The organism is Bartonella sp. AA18HLJMS (assembly GCF_042197245.1).
GTDB lineage: Bacteria > Pseudomonadota > Alphaproteobacteria > Rhizobiales > Rhizobiaceae > Bartonella.
Window position 1 is genome coordinate 40244 of record NZ_JBHIRP010000006.1, and the last position, 15009, is coordinate 55252.

10 protein-coding genes and 1 other RNA gene are annotated in these 15009 nt (G+C 37.4%); 10 read left to right on the top strand and 1 reads right to left on the bottom strand.

Annotation, left to right across the window (positions count from 1 at the left end):
- Positions 1-17 precede the first annotated feature (17 nt).
- Positions 18-554, bottom strand: a complete 537-nt coding sequence (locus tag ACFINW_RS04960; RefSeq protein ID WP_375611982.1) for a hypothetical protein — start codon at positions 552-554, stop codon at positions 18-20.
- A 160-nt stretch (positions 555-714) separates the two neighbouring features.
- Between ACFINW_RS04960 and ettA the strand changes: the two genes are divergently transcribed.
- The 10 genes from ettA (at position 715) to murF (ending at position 14996) form a co-directional block, all read left to right on the top strand.
- Positions 715-2364 carry an energy-dependent translational throttle protein EttA gene (gene ettA / locus ACFINW_RS04965; RefSeq protein ID WP_375611983.1) on the top strand — a complete coding sequence of 550 codons (1650 nt, stop codon included), beginning with the start codon at positions 715-717 and terminating at the stop codon, positions 2362-2364.
- Between the two features lie 517 nt (positions 2365-2881).
- Positions 2882-3820: an ArsR/SmtB family transcription factor gene (locus ACFINW_RS04970; protein WP_375621373.1), complete on the top strand. Its 939-nt coding sequence runs from the start codon at positions 2882-2884 to the stop codon at positions 3818-3820.
- A gap of 2154 nt (positions 3821-5974) precedes the next feature.
- Positions 5975-6352: a hypothetical protein gene (locus tag ACFINW_RS04975; RefSeq protein WP_375613361.1), complete on the top strand. Its 378-nt coding sequence runs from the start codon at positions 5975-5977 to the stop codon at positions 6350-6352.
- Between the two features lie 1361 nt (positions 6353-7713).
- Positions 7714-8223 carry a lytic transglycosylase domain-containing protein gene (locus tag ACFINW_RS04980; protein ID WP_375613362.1) on the top strand — a complete coding sequence of 170 codons (510 nt, stop codon included), beginning with the start codon at positions 7714-7716 and terminating at the stop codon, positions 8221-8223.
- An 83-nt stretch (positions 8224-8306) separates the two neighbouring features.
- Positions 8307-8697, top strand: an RNA gene (gene rnpB, locus ACFINW_RS04985) — RNase P RNA component class A.
- A gap of 264 nt (positions 8698-8961) precedes the next feature.
- The gene (gene rsmH / locus ACFINW_RS04990; RefSeq protein WP_375640834.1) at positions 8962-9960 is read left to right on the top strand and encodes a 16S rRNA (cytosine(1402)-N(4))-methyltransferase RsmH; all 999 of its coding nucleotides are present in this window, start codon (positions 8962-8964) and stop codon (positions 9958-9960) included.
- Positions 9957-10361 (top strand): hypothetical protein, encoded by a 405-nt coding sequence (locus tag ACFINW_RS04995; protein ID WP_375673855.1) that lies wholly within the window; start codon positions 9957-9959, stop codon positions 10359-10361. The genes rsmH and ACFINW_RS04995 overlap by 4 nt, the downstream gene beginning before the upstream one ends.
- Positions 10361-12103, top strand: coding sequence for a peptidoglycan D,D-transpeptidase FtsI family protein (locus ACFINW_RS05000; protein ID WP_375613364.1), 1743 nt, complete (start codon positions 10361-10363; stop codon positions 12101-12103). The genes ACFINW_RS04995 and ACFINW_RS05000 overlap by 1 nt, the downstream gene beginning before the upstream one ends.
- 23 nt (positions 12104-12126) lie before the next feature.
- Complete coding sequence (locus ACFINW_RS05005) at positions 12127-13578, top strand: UDP-N-acetylmuramoyl-L-alanyl-D-glutamate--2,6-diaminopimelate ligase (protein ID WP_375673857.1); 1452 nt, start codon at positions 12127-12129, stop codon at positions 13576-13578.
- On the top strand, positions 13575-14996 hold the full coding sequence (gene murF / locus ACFINW_RS05010) for a UDP-N-acetylmuramoyl-tripeptide--D-alanyl-D-alanine ligase (protein WP_375673859.1): 1422 nt from the start codon (positions 13575-13577) through the stop codon (positions 14994-14996). Before ACFINW_RS05005 ends, murF begins: the two co-directional genes overlap by 4 nt.
- The last annotated feature ends 13 nt before the right edge of the window (positions 14997-15009 follow it).

Here is a 15009-nt window from a genome sequence, read left to right on the forward strand (position 1 = left end):
ATCGTATTTTTAAAAAGCTATATGTCGTCTTGAAGTTTTGAAATGATGTGCTGGATATTGATATTATTTTTATAATTATCAAGCCAAAAGAGGGGGATGGATAAGTTTTTACAATTGGTTTTATAGTTTTTTACGAATTGTAACCACGTACCAATGGGAAGTGCGCTGTAGTCATTTGTTGCTACGTGTTGATGCAAAGCTTTCATGATCATTGGGCTTGGGACGTCAGATCCCATAAGGCGGCGGTCGTTTTGTAAACGTAATTTAAGCCATATCAAGGCAAGGGGTGAAGTCCATTGCTTTCCGTAGCAAAAAATCGATGAAAAAAGAGAAGGATTTTTTACTGCGTAATATAAAGCCCATAAAGCGAGAAAAGAAGGCGCATAGAGAATTGCTTTTCTTTGTGGTATCATATTACATTGATAAGTCGGTTTAATACGATAAAAATACAATGTTATATCTGGTATGGAAAAGAGAGGCAATGTTTGATAACAGGTTTCAGGTACAGCTAAAAAGATTTGCTTTTTGCTCTTTAGGGGGATGTTTTTTTGCATTCAGGACCATACTGGGGCTTGTGAGATTAGAAAAAATGTACCAATATAAAGCGAAAGCTTTTGATACGACGTAAGTGCTATTTACTGTACAGTTTCAAAAAGCAAAAGCAGTTTTTTCAAAATCCTAATCTTTAATATCGCATAATATAAAGAGAAATTTATGGCACGTCAATTTATCTATCATATGGCTGGGCTTAACAAGTCTTACGGCAATAAAAAAGTTCTAGAAAATATTCATTTGTCTTTTTATCCAGATGCGAAGATCGGTATTTTAGGGCCGAATGGTGCAGGGAAGTCAACTATTTTACGTATTATGGCTGGGCTAGATAAGGAATATACGGGAGAAGCATGGATTTCTGAAGGAGCACGCTGTGGTTATCTACCACAAGAACCTTTGCTTGATGCGAGCAAAGATGTGCGTGGTAATGTGATGGAAGGTGTTGCAGATAAACAGGAAGTTCTTGAGCGTTATAACGAATTGATGATGAATTATAGCGAGGAAACGGCTGATGAAAGCGCACAGCTTCAGGACATTATTGACAGTCAGAATCTTTGGGATTTAGAAAGTCAAGTGGAAATGGCTATGGCTGCTCTTGGCTGTCCGCCAGCCGATGGGGATGTAACAAAACTTTCGGGTGGTGAGAAGCGGCGTGTTGCACTTTGTAAATTGCTTTTGTCAAAACCTGATTTATTACTTTTGGATGAACCGACAAACCATTTAGATGCTGAAACGACGGCTTGGCTTGAGAGGCATCTACGTGAATATCCTGGGGCTGTGCTTTTGATAACCCATGATCGTTATTTTCTCGACAATGTAACGGGTTGGATTTTAGAATTAGATCGCGGTAGAGGTATTCCTTATGAGGGGAACTATTCTGCTTATTTGGGGGCTAAAGCCAAGCGTTTGGCTCAGGAAGGCCGTGAAGAGGCAGCGCGTCAACGTGCTTTATCACGTGAGCAAGAATGGATTGCTTCTAGTCCAAAAGGGCGACAAGCAAAGTCAAAAGCTCGGATTAAGGCTTATGATGAGTTGGTTCAATCAGCACGTGAGCGCCGTCCTGGAGAGGCGCAAATCATTATTCCTATTGGAGAAAGATTAGGACAAGTTGTTATTGAGGTTGATAATCTCTCTAAAGCTTATGGTGAACGTGTATTGATTGATTCTCTTTCTTTTAAACTTCCTGCTGGTGGCATTGTCGGCGTTATTGGGGCCAATGGTATGGGAAAGTCGACCTTGTTTAAAATGTTGACGGGACAGGAAAAGCCCGATTCAGGTCAGATACGTATCGGTGAAACAGTTCACATGAGTTATGTGGATCAGAGTCGCGATTCCTTGGTGGGGGATAAAACTGTTTGGGAGGAAATTTCTGGTGGAAATGACATTATTAAATTAGGCAAATATGAGATGAATAGCCGCGCTTATTGCGGGGCTTTTAATTTCAAGGGGGCAGATCAGCAGCAGAAGGTGGCAAATTTATCAGGAGGGCAGCGCAATCGCGTACATTTGGCGAAACTTCTAAAAGAGGGGGGGAATGTGCTTCTTCTTGATGAACCGACAAATGATCTTGATACTGAAACATTGGGTGCATTGGAAGATGCATTGGAAAATTTCGCTGGTTGTGCAGTTATCATATCGCATGATCGTATGTTTCTTGATCGATTGGCAACACATATTTTAGCCTTTGAAGGTGATGGTCATGTAGAATGGTTTGAAGGTAATTTTGCTGAATATGAGGCTGATAAAGTTCGTCGTCTTGGGGCGGAATCTCTTAATCCTAAGCATGCAAATTATAAACCTCTTACACGCTAGAATTTTTTATCTTATCGCAACTTTGTTAGAATAATAGTGTATTTTATTGCGTTTGTTATTTCATAAATAAAGTGTGTGTGTACTCTGTGGGAGTTTTTATTCATTGAAAAGAGTAAGAGACACTTTATGAAATTATGACCTAAATAGGGTTATTTTTTCTCAATAGTATGCAGTTCTTGTTTTGAGGTGGGCATAAAAGGCATTTTTATCCATCTGTCCCCTCCGTTTATGAGCTGTAAGAGAATGATTTGGATTGATTTATCATGAATAGATTTGAAATGAGGAAAATCTACGGTATTACGGTTTTTTATTCAAGTTAAAAATGAATTATTATTATAAATCAATGTATTCTCATTATAACGAGAAGCAGGGAGATAAGATCTGTTTGTTTTTTACATTAGCCTATTTTTTTCATAGTATGATAAAATAGAGAGAACAAAATAGATGAGAATATGCGTTGTATGCTTGACTTTTTTTCCTATAAACAAATGTTTATAGGAATGTTTAGGGGATAATTATGAAAAAAAGTGCAAGTTTAGATGCAATGATTGTGCTGCTGAAAGCGGTCGCAGAAGTAAGCCATTTACGTGTTCTTAGGCTCTTACATCATGAAGATTTAACAATTCCTGATTTTATTTTTATTCTTGATCAGTCGCAAGCGTGTATATCACGATATTTACGTTTATTGTACGAAGCACGATTGATTGAGCGTTATCAGAAGGGGGATAGCCTTTATTTTAAGCTTTGTCATGATTTTTGGGGTAAAGACATTGTGATGGGTATTCTTTCGGCTTTGCCAAAGAATGATGTGTTGTTAGCGCATGATTTAGAACGTTTGAAGGATGTTAAAAAGCAGCGTCAAAAAACGAGGAAGAAGCATTTCTTACAAAATGCGTTGCAACGGGATGTATTACGGTCATCCTATATGGCAGATCATCGTGTAGAAAACTCTTTACTTGAAATCATTGGCGATAAACCATTTCAGACGATGCTGAATATTGGAAGAGGTGGAGACTCTATCTTAAAATTGTTTTCTAATCTTTATACGCATGCGGTTCAAGTTGTGCTTGATAGCAATGTTTTTCACTTGTCTGTTGGAGATACAACTTTTGATTTAGTTATTCTTCATTGGGTTTTACATTTTCTTGAAAATCCTGAAATATTCCTTCATGAGATATCAAGTGTTTTGCGTCCTCATGGCCGTTTATTGATTGTGGATTTTGGTTATCATGAAATTGAGTCTTCATATTCTGATCAAGTGCATATGCGTTTTGGATTTTCGGCTTTACAAATAGAACAATGGCTTAAAAATGCGGGACTTGTTCTAGAACAAACGGTTTGTCTTACTCCTATACAAAATGAAAACAGTGAGGAGGGGATTGCTACGCTTTGGCTTGCTCATGATCCGCGTTTATTGGTTGACGATATCAAAGATAAACAAGTAGATTTTGCATAAATCGCGTTTGTTAACGTGCTTTATACTCTGATTTTTCTCAAGGAATAGAGTAGAGATAAAACTTTATTCAATCATTGATGAGCTATTGTTTTTTACATTTGTATTATGTTTTTATATGGAAGTATTGGTGTTTTATAGCGGCGTGTAGGCTGTATAATGAAGCACCTTCTATAGAGTTAAGCCTACGAGGATCATTATTTAAGGTGTCTTGATATTATATTTTATTAGCCAATATATTGATTTTAAAAGATCATTGATTTTTTAGACTCAATAAGAGGTTTAAATACAGGAATGTTGTTTCATTTCAAATTTCCTGTTTCAGAATCCGAAAGAGTCTGTTTGTCTGCTACAAAAGAAGGTATTTATCTTAATGATACCGTTTGTAAAAGAAAATACATTTTCTAAATGTGAGAGCGGCTGCAATATGATATAATGCCGCACAATATAATCATAGTGAAGGCTCATACCTTTATAAATATCAGAGATGGTGGTGCCCAATAGATCTTAAAATATCTCTTTAAAACAGGTTTTTAGATAAGGAGTACCTTGGAACTTTTAGTGAGGGGTGCAAAAAGATGCTCTAAAAAGACGAAAAAGTAAAAGGGTAAGACAATGCATTATATTCATAAAATAAGATCGGCGATGATCTATGGATAGTTTGTGGCTGAAAGTAGGAAAGAAAAGCGTGATATTACACTAAAGTTTCGTATCTCTTTATCATGAGAAGTTATGAAGATTATTAAATAAGTCCATTGTTTTTGCCAAAAGTATTTTCTTTCTTTTTATGTTTGCCGCTCATCTTATGACGCAGTCCGTGGTTATAGCGTAAAATTGATAGGGCACCATCGTCTTTAGTTTAAGTAAAAGTTGTAAGCCGGCATCATCGTTTTATGTTTTTTATCCATATGCTTCTTCTTGTTTGTGATGTGCGATAGTATGGCTATTCATTAATTCAATAGACGAAGATTGAAAATATGGGAATCTTACGTTCTTGAGGTTTCTCATGTAAATTGTAAAATGATGAGTTATGATTGTAAATTAATGAATTGTTTACGTTAGAAGAACAGAATATAAAAATTTTTGAGCATAGAAACTACTGTGTGTATTATTTTACGGGATCATTTAAATGATAGAGATTAAGAGAAAATGTCTGCATTGATTTCGGTTTGTTATGTTAAAATGCGTTAGAGACTGTTGGTTATTGTAAAATGGTTTATCGTTATTTGGAATGACGATGGGGCGTGATTCGAAAAAAATACCTTCAGAGTTCTCATTTTCTCATAAGATTAAGCTGTTTAAGTTCCTCATTGATTGTTACATGAGGGATGTAACAATATTTTAATGATCATTTACAGAAATTTTTTATAAAGATAGATAAGATTTTATTTTCTCTAATTTATTGTTTTATTTAAATAATTCATAGCTTTCTTGCAAGAAGATGTTTTCCATTTTTTACGGTTATTTGTGTAAGATTTTAAAAATCTACGTTTTTCTTTTTGTGGTGATTGCTGTTGGAAAAGTGATTCTACTTTTACGTAGTTTGATTTTTATAGGGTGGATACGTAGAAATTACGGTTTTTTAATATGATCATCAGAGTTATGAAAGAAACTATTTAAAAGTTATAATGATGGTAGATTCTAATTGATGCTTATTGAAATAAAATTGCTTCAAATTGGGTCATTTTAAACTTTTTTTGCCTAAATTTAAACATTTTTAAATAATTTATAATTCTTTTATGTTTTTTTGCGTAGAAGATGATAAGAATTTCTTGTTGTTTAAAGAATTTTATTCCATAGCAAGAATATTGCATCGGCTATCTTAGTGGTTGATGTAAGAGGACAATCGGGGAACCTCCTCCCCCCCCCCCCGCGTGGATCCCCTAGATTGTCTGGCCTGACTGAGGATTTCCTCAGTCAGGCTTTTTGTAATTATTTTAGGAAATGTAAGGTGTTATTAGGGGGGGAGTGTAAGATCTGTTATTGTTTCGCCTATAGTACCTAAATACATAGAGGGGCGAGTCTTATTGGGCGGATAGTGTTAGCGTATTCATTTTTAATAATTTGATTTTTCTTTATTGAGGCATTGTTGCATGTTATAAGAAGAATCATAAAAGGAAGCTATGTTTGTATTCTGTGATCTTTAGGTAAGAGATAATGGGATCTTTTTCACATCGTATTATTTTTATTTTATTTGTATTTTTTATTTCTGGCGCTGTCTTTTTTGCTTCTCAAAGTAGTGCTGTTTATCAGTTTTTTTCCGGTCGCTCTTCTTTTTCTTCTCAGCAGCTTGATGTAACAGAGGAGGAGTTGTTAGAGAGATTATCCGTATCTTTTCCAGATATTATCAAGCATCTTTCTAAGATGACCCCTCAACAGCAGGAGTTGTTTATTGCGCAGCTGCGTCGTGATGTAATTGCGCTTGCTTCTAAAAGTGGTCAGAGTCGTGAGCAGGCTCAAAAATCTGGTGAAACTGTTGCTATGGCTCTCTCAAAAGCGATTTCTCGTCCTTCCGTTGCTAATGCTTATTTTTAGCTATTTTTTAATTGCGCTTTTGGGTTTTATTTTAAGGAGAAAGAGCTTTTCGTGAAATTTTGAAAAGTGCGAGGAGATAATCAATTTTTAAGGTATTAACAAAATTTATCTCTCAAAAGGTAAGCAATTGGAGTATAAGGGTAATGTTGCAATCATTACAGGAGTGATAGAAAGTCTATCAAGGGTATTGGTCCAAGTTAATTGCATTATCAATCGCTACAATGACAAAAGCAGTATTGATTATAATAAAACACGTTAACTGCATTTTATATGCCGGTTATTTTTTTATTTGATATGAGAAAATAAAATTTTTTAAAGGATTTAAGCTTTTTTTGTTCTACGGATTTTAGGATATTTATCCACTTGTATGATTTCTGAAAATGAGGTGCAAGACTGATAAGATGATAGTCTGTAACAAAGAAAAAATATTTGAATGAAGATGAGAGGTCTATTTTTATTTAAAAAGGCTTTGGGGGTATTGAGTTTTCTAACATTTTTCAAAAAAATAGACACAAGTAATTTTTAAGCTTTGTTGTAGGGATAAAAACGGATATAACTTTTTTAGTATATTGTTTTATAATGATAATTTATCATTTTATATTGAATGAGAATCTTAAGAATTGTAAAATCCTCTCATTTTAAATTTATCCATGGTGAAAAAATTAAAATCAGTTTCTTGTATACCACAAGTAGAGGCTTGTGTGGATAAAAACTCTTTTAAAAAGGAATTAAAAAGCTTCTTTGAGACATCTTGAGAGCTAAAAGTCTGTTCCAATATTTTGAATTGGTAAAGAGTATGATGGTTTTAATATATTTATGAATTTTTTATGCGCAATGATGGGGAGATTTGTTTTGTGATTTTTTGAGGTTTTATCGGACATAAAGAGTGCAGTGGGTGTTTATTAATCAGAGAGAAGCGTTGATAACGGTTTATATTTTTTGTGAACCTTTTTTGATATCGAGCATCTTCGGTAAAAAGATGCTCTTGTCTCTCTTTCTTTGAGGGATTGATCTCAATAAAAAAATTAATAATCTTATGTAAAAAATATTACATCTAGTTCAGATGCTATTTTTTTAATATAAAAATTGATTGATACAACAGTGATAGCCGAAAGTTATAGATTATATCATTTTATTTGATACGCTATAAGATTAATTATAGTCTTTTTATTTTTTTATTTTATGATATAGAGAAATCTGAGACTTGTGCATAAAGATATATTCTTTTATTTCATAATTTTAGCTTGAAATTGTCTTACTATTTCCTTTTTAAAGACGTTCTTTTGCTTTCTTTTTTGTATAATACATTTGCAAATTACTTGCGGCTAGAATTTGAGAATGTTTGAGTGAAGAGAAAGAAAATGCAATTTTTGAAAATCTTGTTAAATACAGCATGTGCTGTATTTTTTGTATTTGATATAAGTTGGACTCATAGTGTCTTAAATGTTGCGGAATCAGGAGAAACCTCAGTGATTGTTGCTTCTAAGATTTCTGCTCGTCCTTATGAGTTTCTTATTCAGAAACTTGCGAATAAATATAATGTTCCCGTTAATTTAGCACATGCTGTTGTAAAAGTTGAAAGTAATTATAAGGCAGGTATAAAGGGGGCTGCTGGTGAAATAGGTTTGATGCAAATTAAACCCTCTACGGCACGAGGATTGGGTTTTAGTGGTTCTGTACAGGATTTGTACGATCCTGCGACCAATCTTGAATATGGTATGCGTTATTTGGCAAGGGCCTATAAACTCAGTGGTGGAAGTACGTGTGGTACAATCCTTAAATATAACGCAGGTCATGCTGCAAAAAAAATGAATTCCATTTCAGCGAAATATTGCGCAAAAGTAAAGACTTATCTGGCTTCATTAAAATAAAAACATCTGTTGAGAGAGGTTTGTCATAAAATATTTTAAGATGCTATTTTCACGGAGCAAAAAATGTTTTATAAATCAGTATGTCAGTCGGCTGGGCAGCCGCGCTTGTCCAATGCTGAAAGGCGGCAGGTGAGGAAAGTCCGGGCTCCATGGAAAGACGGTGCCGGGTAACACCCGGCGGGGGTGACCCTAGGGAAAGTGCCACAGAAAGTAAACCGCCTATTTTTATAGGTAAGGGTGAAAGGGTGGAGTAAGAGCCCACCGCGCATTCAGTAATGAATGTGGCAAGGTAAACCCCACCGGGAGCAAGACCAAATAGAAATGACGTGCAAAATTTAATTTGCAGCCGATTTCCGGGCGAGTCATTCGGGTAGGTTGCACGAGGCGGATGGTAACATCCGTCCCAGATGAATGGTTGCCATGTAAAGTGTAAGCTTTACTCTACAGAACCCGGCTTATAGGCCGACTGATATTTCATGATGATACGCGATATTTTATAAGATCAATTATATATGGTCTTTTATGGAGTCTATGTGTTTGAAATGGACACTTGAGCAAAGAGTGTTTTAAAAAATTATAACATTTCTTTAAGTATAATGCGTTAGGATCTGTTTTAGGATAACTTTAGTTTTTTCGTTCATTGTGATTAATGTGAAAGTTGAAGGCCAGGTTATTCTAAGATCAGTTGCCATGAGAGAGCTGTTGATTTAAGACAGCATAACTTCAAGACGGATTATTTTGATAAAGCAGGATCAAAGAGCTGAACGCCATATTCCAGTGTTGTTACAGCCAGTTTTGGCTGGGCTTATGCCATTGGTTGGAGCAAAAGTGATTGATGGCACCTTTGGTGCTGGTGGTTACACGCGCGCTTTGTTAAAGGCAGGGGCACAGGTGATTGCTCTTGATCGTGATCCTCATGCTATCAGTGCAGGACAATTGCTTGTTGAAGAATTTTTTCCACGCCTTCGTTTGGTCCATATGGCGTTTTCACAGCTTGATCGTGTCGTTGAAGAGAAGGTGGATGCAGTTATTTTGGATATTGGTGTCTCTTCAATGCAGCTTGATGAAGCAGAAAGAGGTTTTTCTTTTCAAAAAGATGGGCCATTGGACATGCGAATGGCTCAGACTGGTTTTACAGCTAGCGATGTTGTCAATCATTTAAAAGCAAGAGATTTGGCACGTATTTTTAAGGTATTAGGAGAAGAGCGTTATGCGGGACGAATTGCACGGATGATTGAAAAACGTCGTGTTGTTCAGCCTTTTTTGCGTACGGGTGATTTGGCGTATGCTATCGAAACGTTGATAGGACGTAAACCGGGAGATCGTATTCATCCTGCAACACGTGTATTTCAGGCTCTTCGTATCTATGTTAATGATGAAATTGGTGAATTGGCGCGTGGTTTATTTGCTGCTGAACGCGTTTTAAAAGCTGGAGGCCGTTTGGGGGTTGTCAGTTTTCATTCTCTTGAAGATCGTATGGTCAAAAGATTTTTTTCGACTCGTTCTGGAGAACGTATGAGATCACGCTATCTGCCAGAAATAAAGGCTGCTCCAGCAACATTTTTTCCTTTGTTTAGAGGTGGGGTCACGGCAACTAAAGAGGAGTTACAGAAAAATCCTCGTTCACGTTCTGCGCGGTTGCGTATTGGTGTACGGACTGAAGCAGAGGCTCTTACAGAAGATATGAAATTATTTAGTTTAGCAGAGATTGCCAGTTTTGAAGGCGGCAAGAAATGACAGTTTTTCGTACATTTGATATGATTTTAGTGATGATTATGATTTGTATGGCAGGTCTTACTTATAAGGTAAAATATGATGTTCAAAAACGAATGAATGAAGTTCTTCATCTTGAGCATGAAATTGCTGCAGCAAAAAATACGGTGAGTTTGCTTCATGCTGAGTGGGCTGTGATGATCAAGCCTTCGCGCATGCAAAAACTTGCGAAACGTTATCAAAAAGAACTTGGATTAGAAGTTATACAGCCGCGTCAAATCGTAGAATTTAAAGACATTCCGGTACGGGTACATGATCCAATTGAAGAATTGATTAAACAAAATATCTTGGAAGATAATCAAGATATTTTGGCAAATCGTCGGGATTCTCAGATGAATGGTGTTGTCCAAAAAGGCGCGCAGTAATGAAATCGACTTTTTTATTCTCACAGAAGAAAAAGCGCTTAAAGAATTCGTTGAATAATCATAATGTTTCTGTTCGTCGTCCCTATTCTAGTCGTCCACGTTTGCTTTTTTCGTTGTTCTGCTTTTTAATTTTATATGGCATCATGGGGGCTTGCCTTATTTCTTATGGGTTGGAAGGTGGACAGATTGAAGAAGCAAAAGGGCCTGGAGTTCTTCAATTGATGGCACGGCCTGATATCGTTGATCGTAATGGTCGTTTATTGGCAACAGATATTAAAACTTATTCACTTTTTGCTGAGCCACGACGTATTATTGATGTGGATGAAACAATTGAATTGCTCTCAACAGTTTTGCCTGATCTTAATTGGCAGGAAACCTATAAGCGCTTAAAAAGAAAATCTAGTTTTTCTTGGATACAGCGGGGGTTAACACCAATGCAGAAGACGCAAATTATGGCTCTTGGTATACCAGGAATTGGTTTTCGGACTGAAATTCGTCGTTTTTATCCTGATGGACCTGTAACTTCCCATATTCTCGGTATGGTGAATGTTGATAATCAGGGCATTGCAGGTATGGAAAAATATATTGATGATGCGGGGTTGAGTGCTTTGCGTGCCGCTGGTCTTGCCATGGAAGAATCGTTAAAACAAGTTCAGCTTTCGATTGATGTGCGTGTTCAGGCAATTGTTCATGATGAACTTATTCAGGCTATGAAGCGTTATAAGGCAATTGCTGCAGGAGCTGTTATTTTAAATATACATACGGGGGAAGTTTTGGCTTTGGCATCACTACCAGATTTTGATCCTGGAAATCCTATCGAAGCTTTAAAAAGTGATCGTCTCAATCGGATGACGGCAGGAGCTTTTGAAATGGGATCAATTATTAAGAGTTTTACGACCGCCATGGCACTTGATTCCAATATTTTTCATTTAAACAGTATTATTGATGCTTCAAAGCCAATAAAAGCAAGTAGTGGGTATACTATTCATGATTTTCATGGAAAAAATCGACCCTTAACGTTATGGGAGGTTTTTATTTATTCTTCTAATATTGGTTCTGCTAAAGAGGCATTGGCGATAGGGATTGATAAACATCGTGGTTTTTTACAAAAACTTGGATTACTGGATCGTCTCACAACAGAGTTGCCTGAAGTTGCCCACCCTATTGTGCCACATCATTGGAAGGATATACATTCTATGACGATTTCTTTTGGGCATGGTATGGCAACAACACCCTTGCAAACAGCTGTCGGGGCTGCTGCTTTAATGAATGGTGGTTGGTTAATTGCTCCGACATTTTTAAAACGCACAAAAGAACAAACTCTGCACCATGCAAAACGGGTTTTGCAGGCTAAAACAAGTCAAAATATGCGTTACCTTTATCAATTAAATAGTGATATTGGTTCTGGACGTAATGCAAAAGTAGAAGGCTATCGTGTAGGTGGTAAGACAGGAACAGCTGAAAAAGTTGAAAATGGAAAATATTCTAAAACAAAAAATTTCAATAGTTTTCTTGCTGCTTTTCCTATTGAAGATCCTGCTTATGTTGTTTTAACAATTATCGATGAACCAAAGCCAGAGGAGGGACAGCGTTCAGCAACAGCGGGAATGAATGCTGGACCAATGCTTGCTAATATTGTTCGTCGCACAGCTAGTTTTCTTGGTGTAAAACCCGATTTTAAAAAAGAATATGAGCCTCTTTTAAGTAAAAAGAGCAATTCAAGTTTCGTTAAACAACGGTAAAATGAATATAAAGGTGCGTTATCATGTTGTTGGGAACAGTTTTTACAGAATGTGTTGAAGATGAAAGTCTTTCTTCAATAGAAATAACAGGAATAAGTGTGGATTCTCGGCAAGTTTTGCCAGGCTATGTTTTTGTCGCTGTTCAAGGAAAAAAAAGTGATGGAAGGCACTATATAGATGATGCGATAAAGCGTGGCGCACGAGCAATCGTTACAGATTATCATGCTGTTCTTGAGGATTTATCTGTTCCCATTTTACGTGTTTCTAATGTTCGTCATAGTTTAGCGTTGGCAGCTGCACGTTTTTACGGTTCTCAGCCTGAAACGGTCGTTGCTGTGACTGGTACAAGTGGTAAAACATCTGTTGTCTCTTTTCTTCGGCAAATTTGGACTTATGCTGGATTTTGTGCTGCTAGTATAGGAACTGTTGGTGTTGTTTCTCCTAAACGGAATGTTTATGGTTCTCTCACAACACCTGATCCGGTCGTCTTGCACCGTCTTCTTTATGAAATTTCTTATGAAGGTGTGACTCATGCAGCTCTTGAAGCTTCTTCGCATGGGCTTGACCAAGGACGACTTGATGGAGTCCGTTTAACGGCTGGTGCCTTTACTAATTTAGGGCGAGATCACATGGATTATCACACGGGGGTAGAGGATTATTTGCGGGCTAAAATGAGGTTGTTTGATACACTTTTGCCTGTATCTGCTCCTGCTTTGATTTTTGCTGATGATGTTTATTCACAAAAGGTTATTGATGTTGTTACACAAGCGCGCCGCCGTGTCTTGACAATTGGTCGTAAGGGGCAATTTATCACGATTAATCGTGTCGAACATCAACGCTCAAAACAGTGTATTGAGTGTCGTGTGGAAAACAATATTTATACATTTGATTTGCCTTTAGCTGGAGATTTTCAGGTCGCCAATGCGCTTATGGCAGCGGGGTTAGCAATTGCAACGGGCGTTTCACCTCGTAAGGTTTTTTCTGCGCTTGAAACTTTGCAGGGGGCACCTGGGCGGTTAGAGTTTGTGGGAAAGACAGAAAATAATGCGCTTGTTTACATTGATTATGCCCATAAACCAGAAGCTTTGGAGCAGGTTTTGCTTTCTGTTCGTCCCTTTACGCAAGGGCGCTTGATCGTTGTTTTTGGTTGTGGAGGAGATCGTGATCAAGGGAAAAGACCTTTGATGGGAAAAATTGCGGCGGATAAAGCGGACATTGTTATTGTAACGGATGATAATCCTCGCACAGAAATGCCAGAAAAAATACGCAAGGATATTTTACAGGCGGTGCCAACAGCAATAGAGATAGCAGATCGTGGAGAGGCTATTTCTTACGCGGTGGAGCTTTTGAAAGTTGGTGATACATTAATCATTGCTGGAAAAGGTCATGAGGATGGCCAAATTATAGGGCAGACAACTTATCCTTTTTCAGATCGTCTGAAAGCGATAGAAGCTTTAGAGGACCGAAAGAAATGACAGCTTTATGGGATAAGCAAGCACTTGTTGCTGCAGTTAATGGTGTTGTAATGGGAAGCCTGCCAGAAACTTTTTCTGGGGTTTCCATTGATAGCCGTACTCTTGCGGAAGGGGATGTTTTTTTCTGCATTAAAGGGCATCATCTTGATGGTCATGATTTTGCTGCGCAAGCTTATGAACGAGGTGCAGGCGTTCTTATCGTTACGGAACACCGTTTGAGGGATATGAAAAAGATATCGGCTCCACTCATTGTCGTTCCTGATGTTTTGAAAGCCTTAGAACAACTTGCACAAGCTGCACGCAAACGTTCAAGAGCTAAGATTATCGCGATAACAGGATCGGTGGGAAAAACAACGACAAAAGAAGCTTTGAAACAAGCACTTGCAACGGCTGGGAATGTTCATGCGAATCTCGCTTCTTTAAACAATTGCTGGGGGGTTCCACTCACTTTAGCGCGGATGCCTGTGGAGAGTGATTATGGTATCTTTGAAATTGGCATGAATCACAGAGATGAAATTCGCCCTCTGGTCAAACTGGTTTGTCCGCATGTTGCTCTCATTACGCATATTTGTGCAGGACATATGGGTTTTTTCAAGGATCTTGAAGAAATAGCAAAGGCAAAAGCTGAAATTTTTGAAGGATTGGATGAGGAAGGCATTGCCATTTTAAATGCGGATAGTGATTTTTTTTCTTATCTCGTTCAAAAAGCAAAGAAATGCGGTGTAAAAAAGATCTTAAGCTTTGGTGAGACTAAAGATGCTGATTATCAAGCGCATGATATACGTCTTCTAACCGATAGTTCTTCTATGATTGTGCGTATGGGGGGGCGGGATAGGGAGGTCCAAATTGGTGCTCCTGGGCGCCATATTGTGCAAAATAGTTTAGGGGTTATTGCTGCTTGTGATGCTATGGGGGTTGAGCTAGAGCCTGTTTTTCTTTCTTTTCGCCATTTTTCTTCTCAAAAGGGGCGAGGTGTTCGTTATCGACTGTCTTTATCAAATGGGGGTGAATTTTATCTCATTGATGAAAGCTATAATGCAAATCCTGCTTCTATGCGTGCTGCACTTGAGCTTCTTGCTACAGGGCCTGTAGGGAAAGGGGGGCGGCGAATTGCTATTTTAGGAGATATGCTAGAGTTAGGGGAGTATAGTGAAAAGCTTCATCGTGATTTAATAAAACCAATACGTCTTTCTGGTGCTAATCCGGTTTTTCTATTTGGTGAGGCGATGAAATATTTAGTCAGTGATTTGTCTGCTGGTGTTAAGGTTCATTATGCTGAAAATATTGAGAAAATTTTATCGCTTCTTTTAGCAGAAATTTCTTCTGGGGATCTGCTTATGGTTAAATCATCCAATAGCCTTTGTTCATCAAATATTGTGACTGCATTGTTTGATCGCTATAAAGCGGTTTCTTCATAGTTTTAAGAGGTTT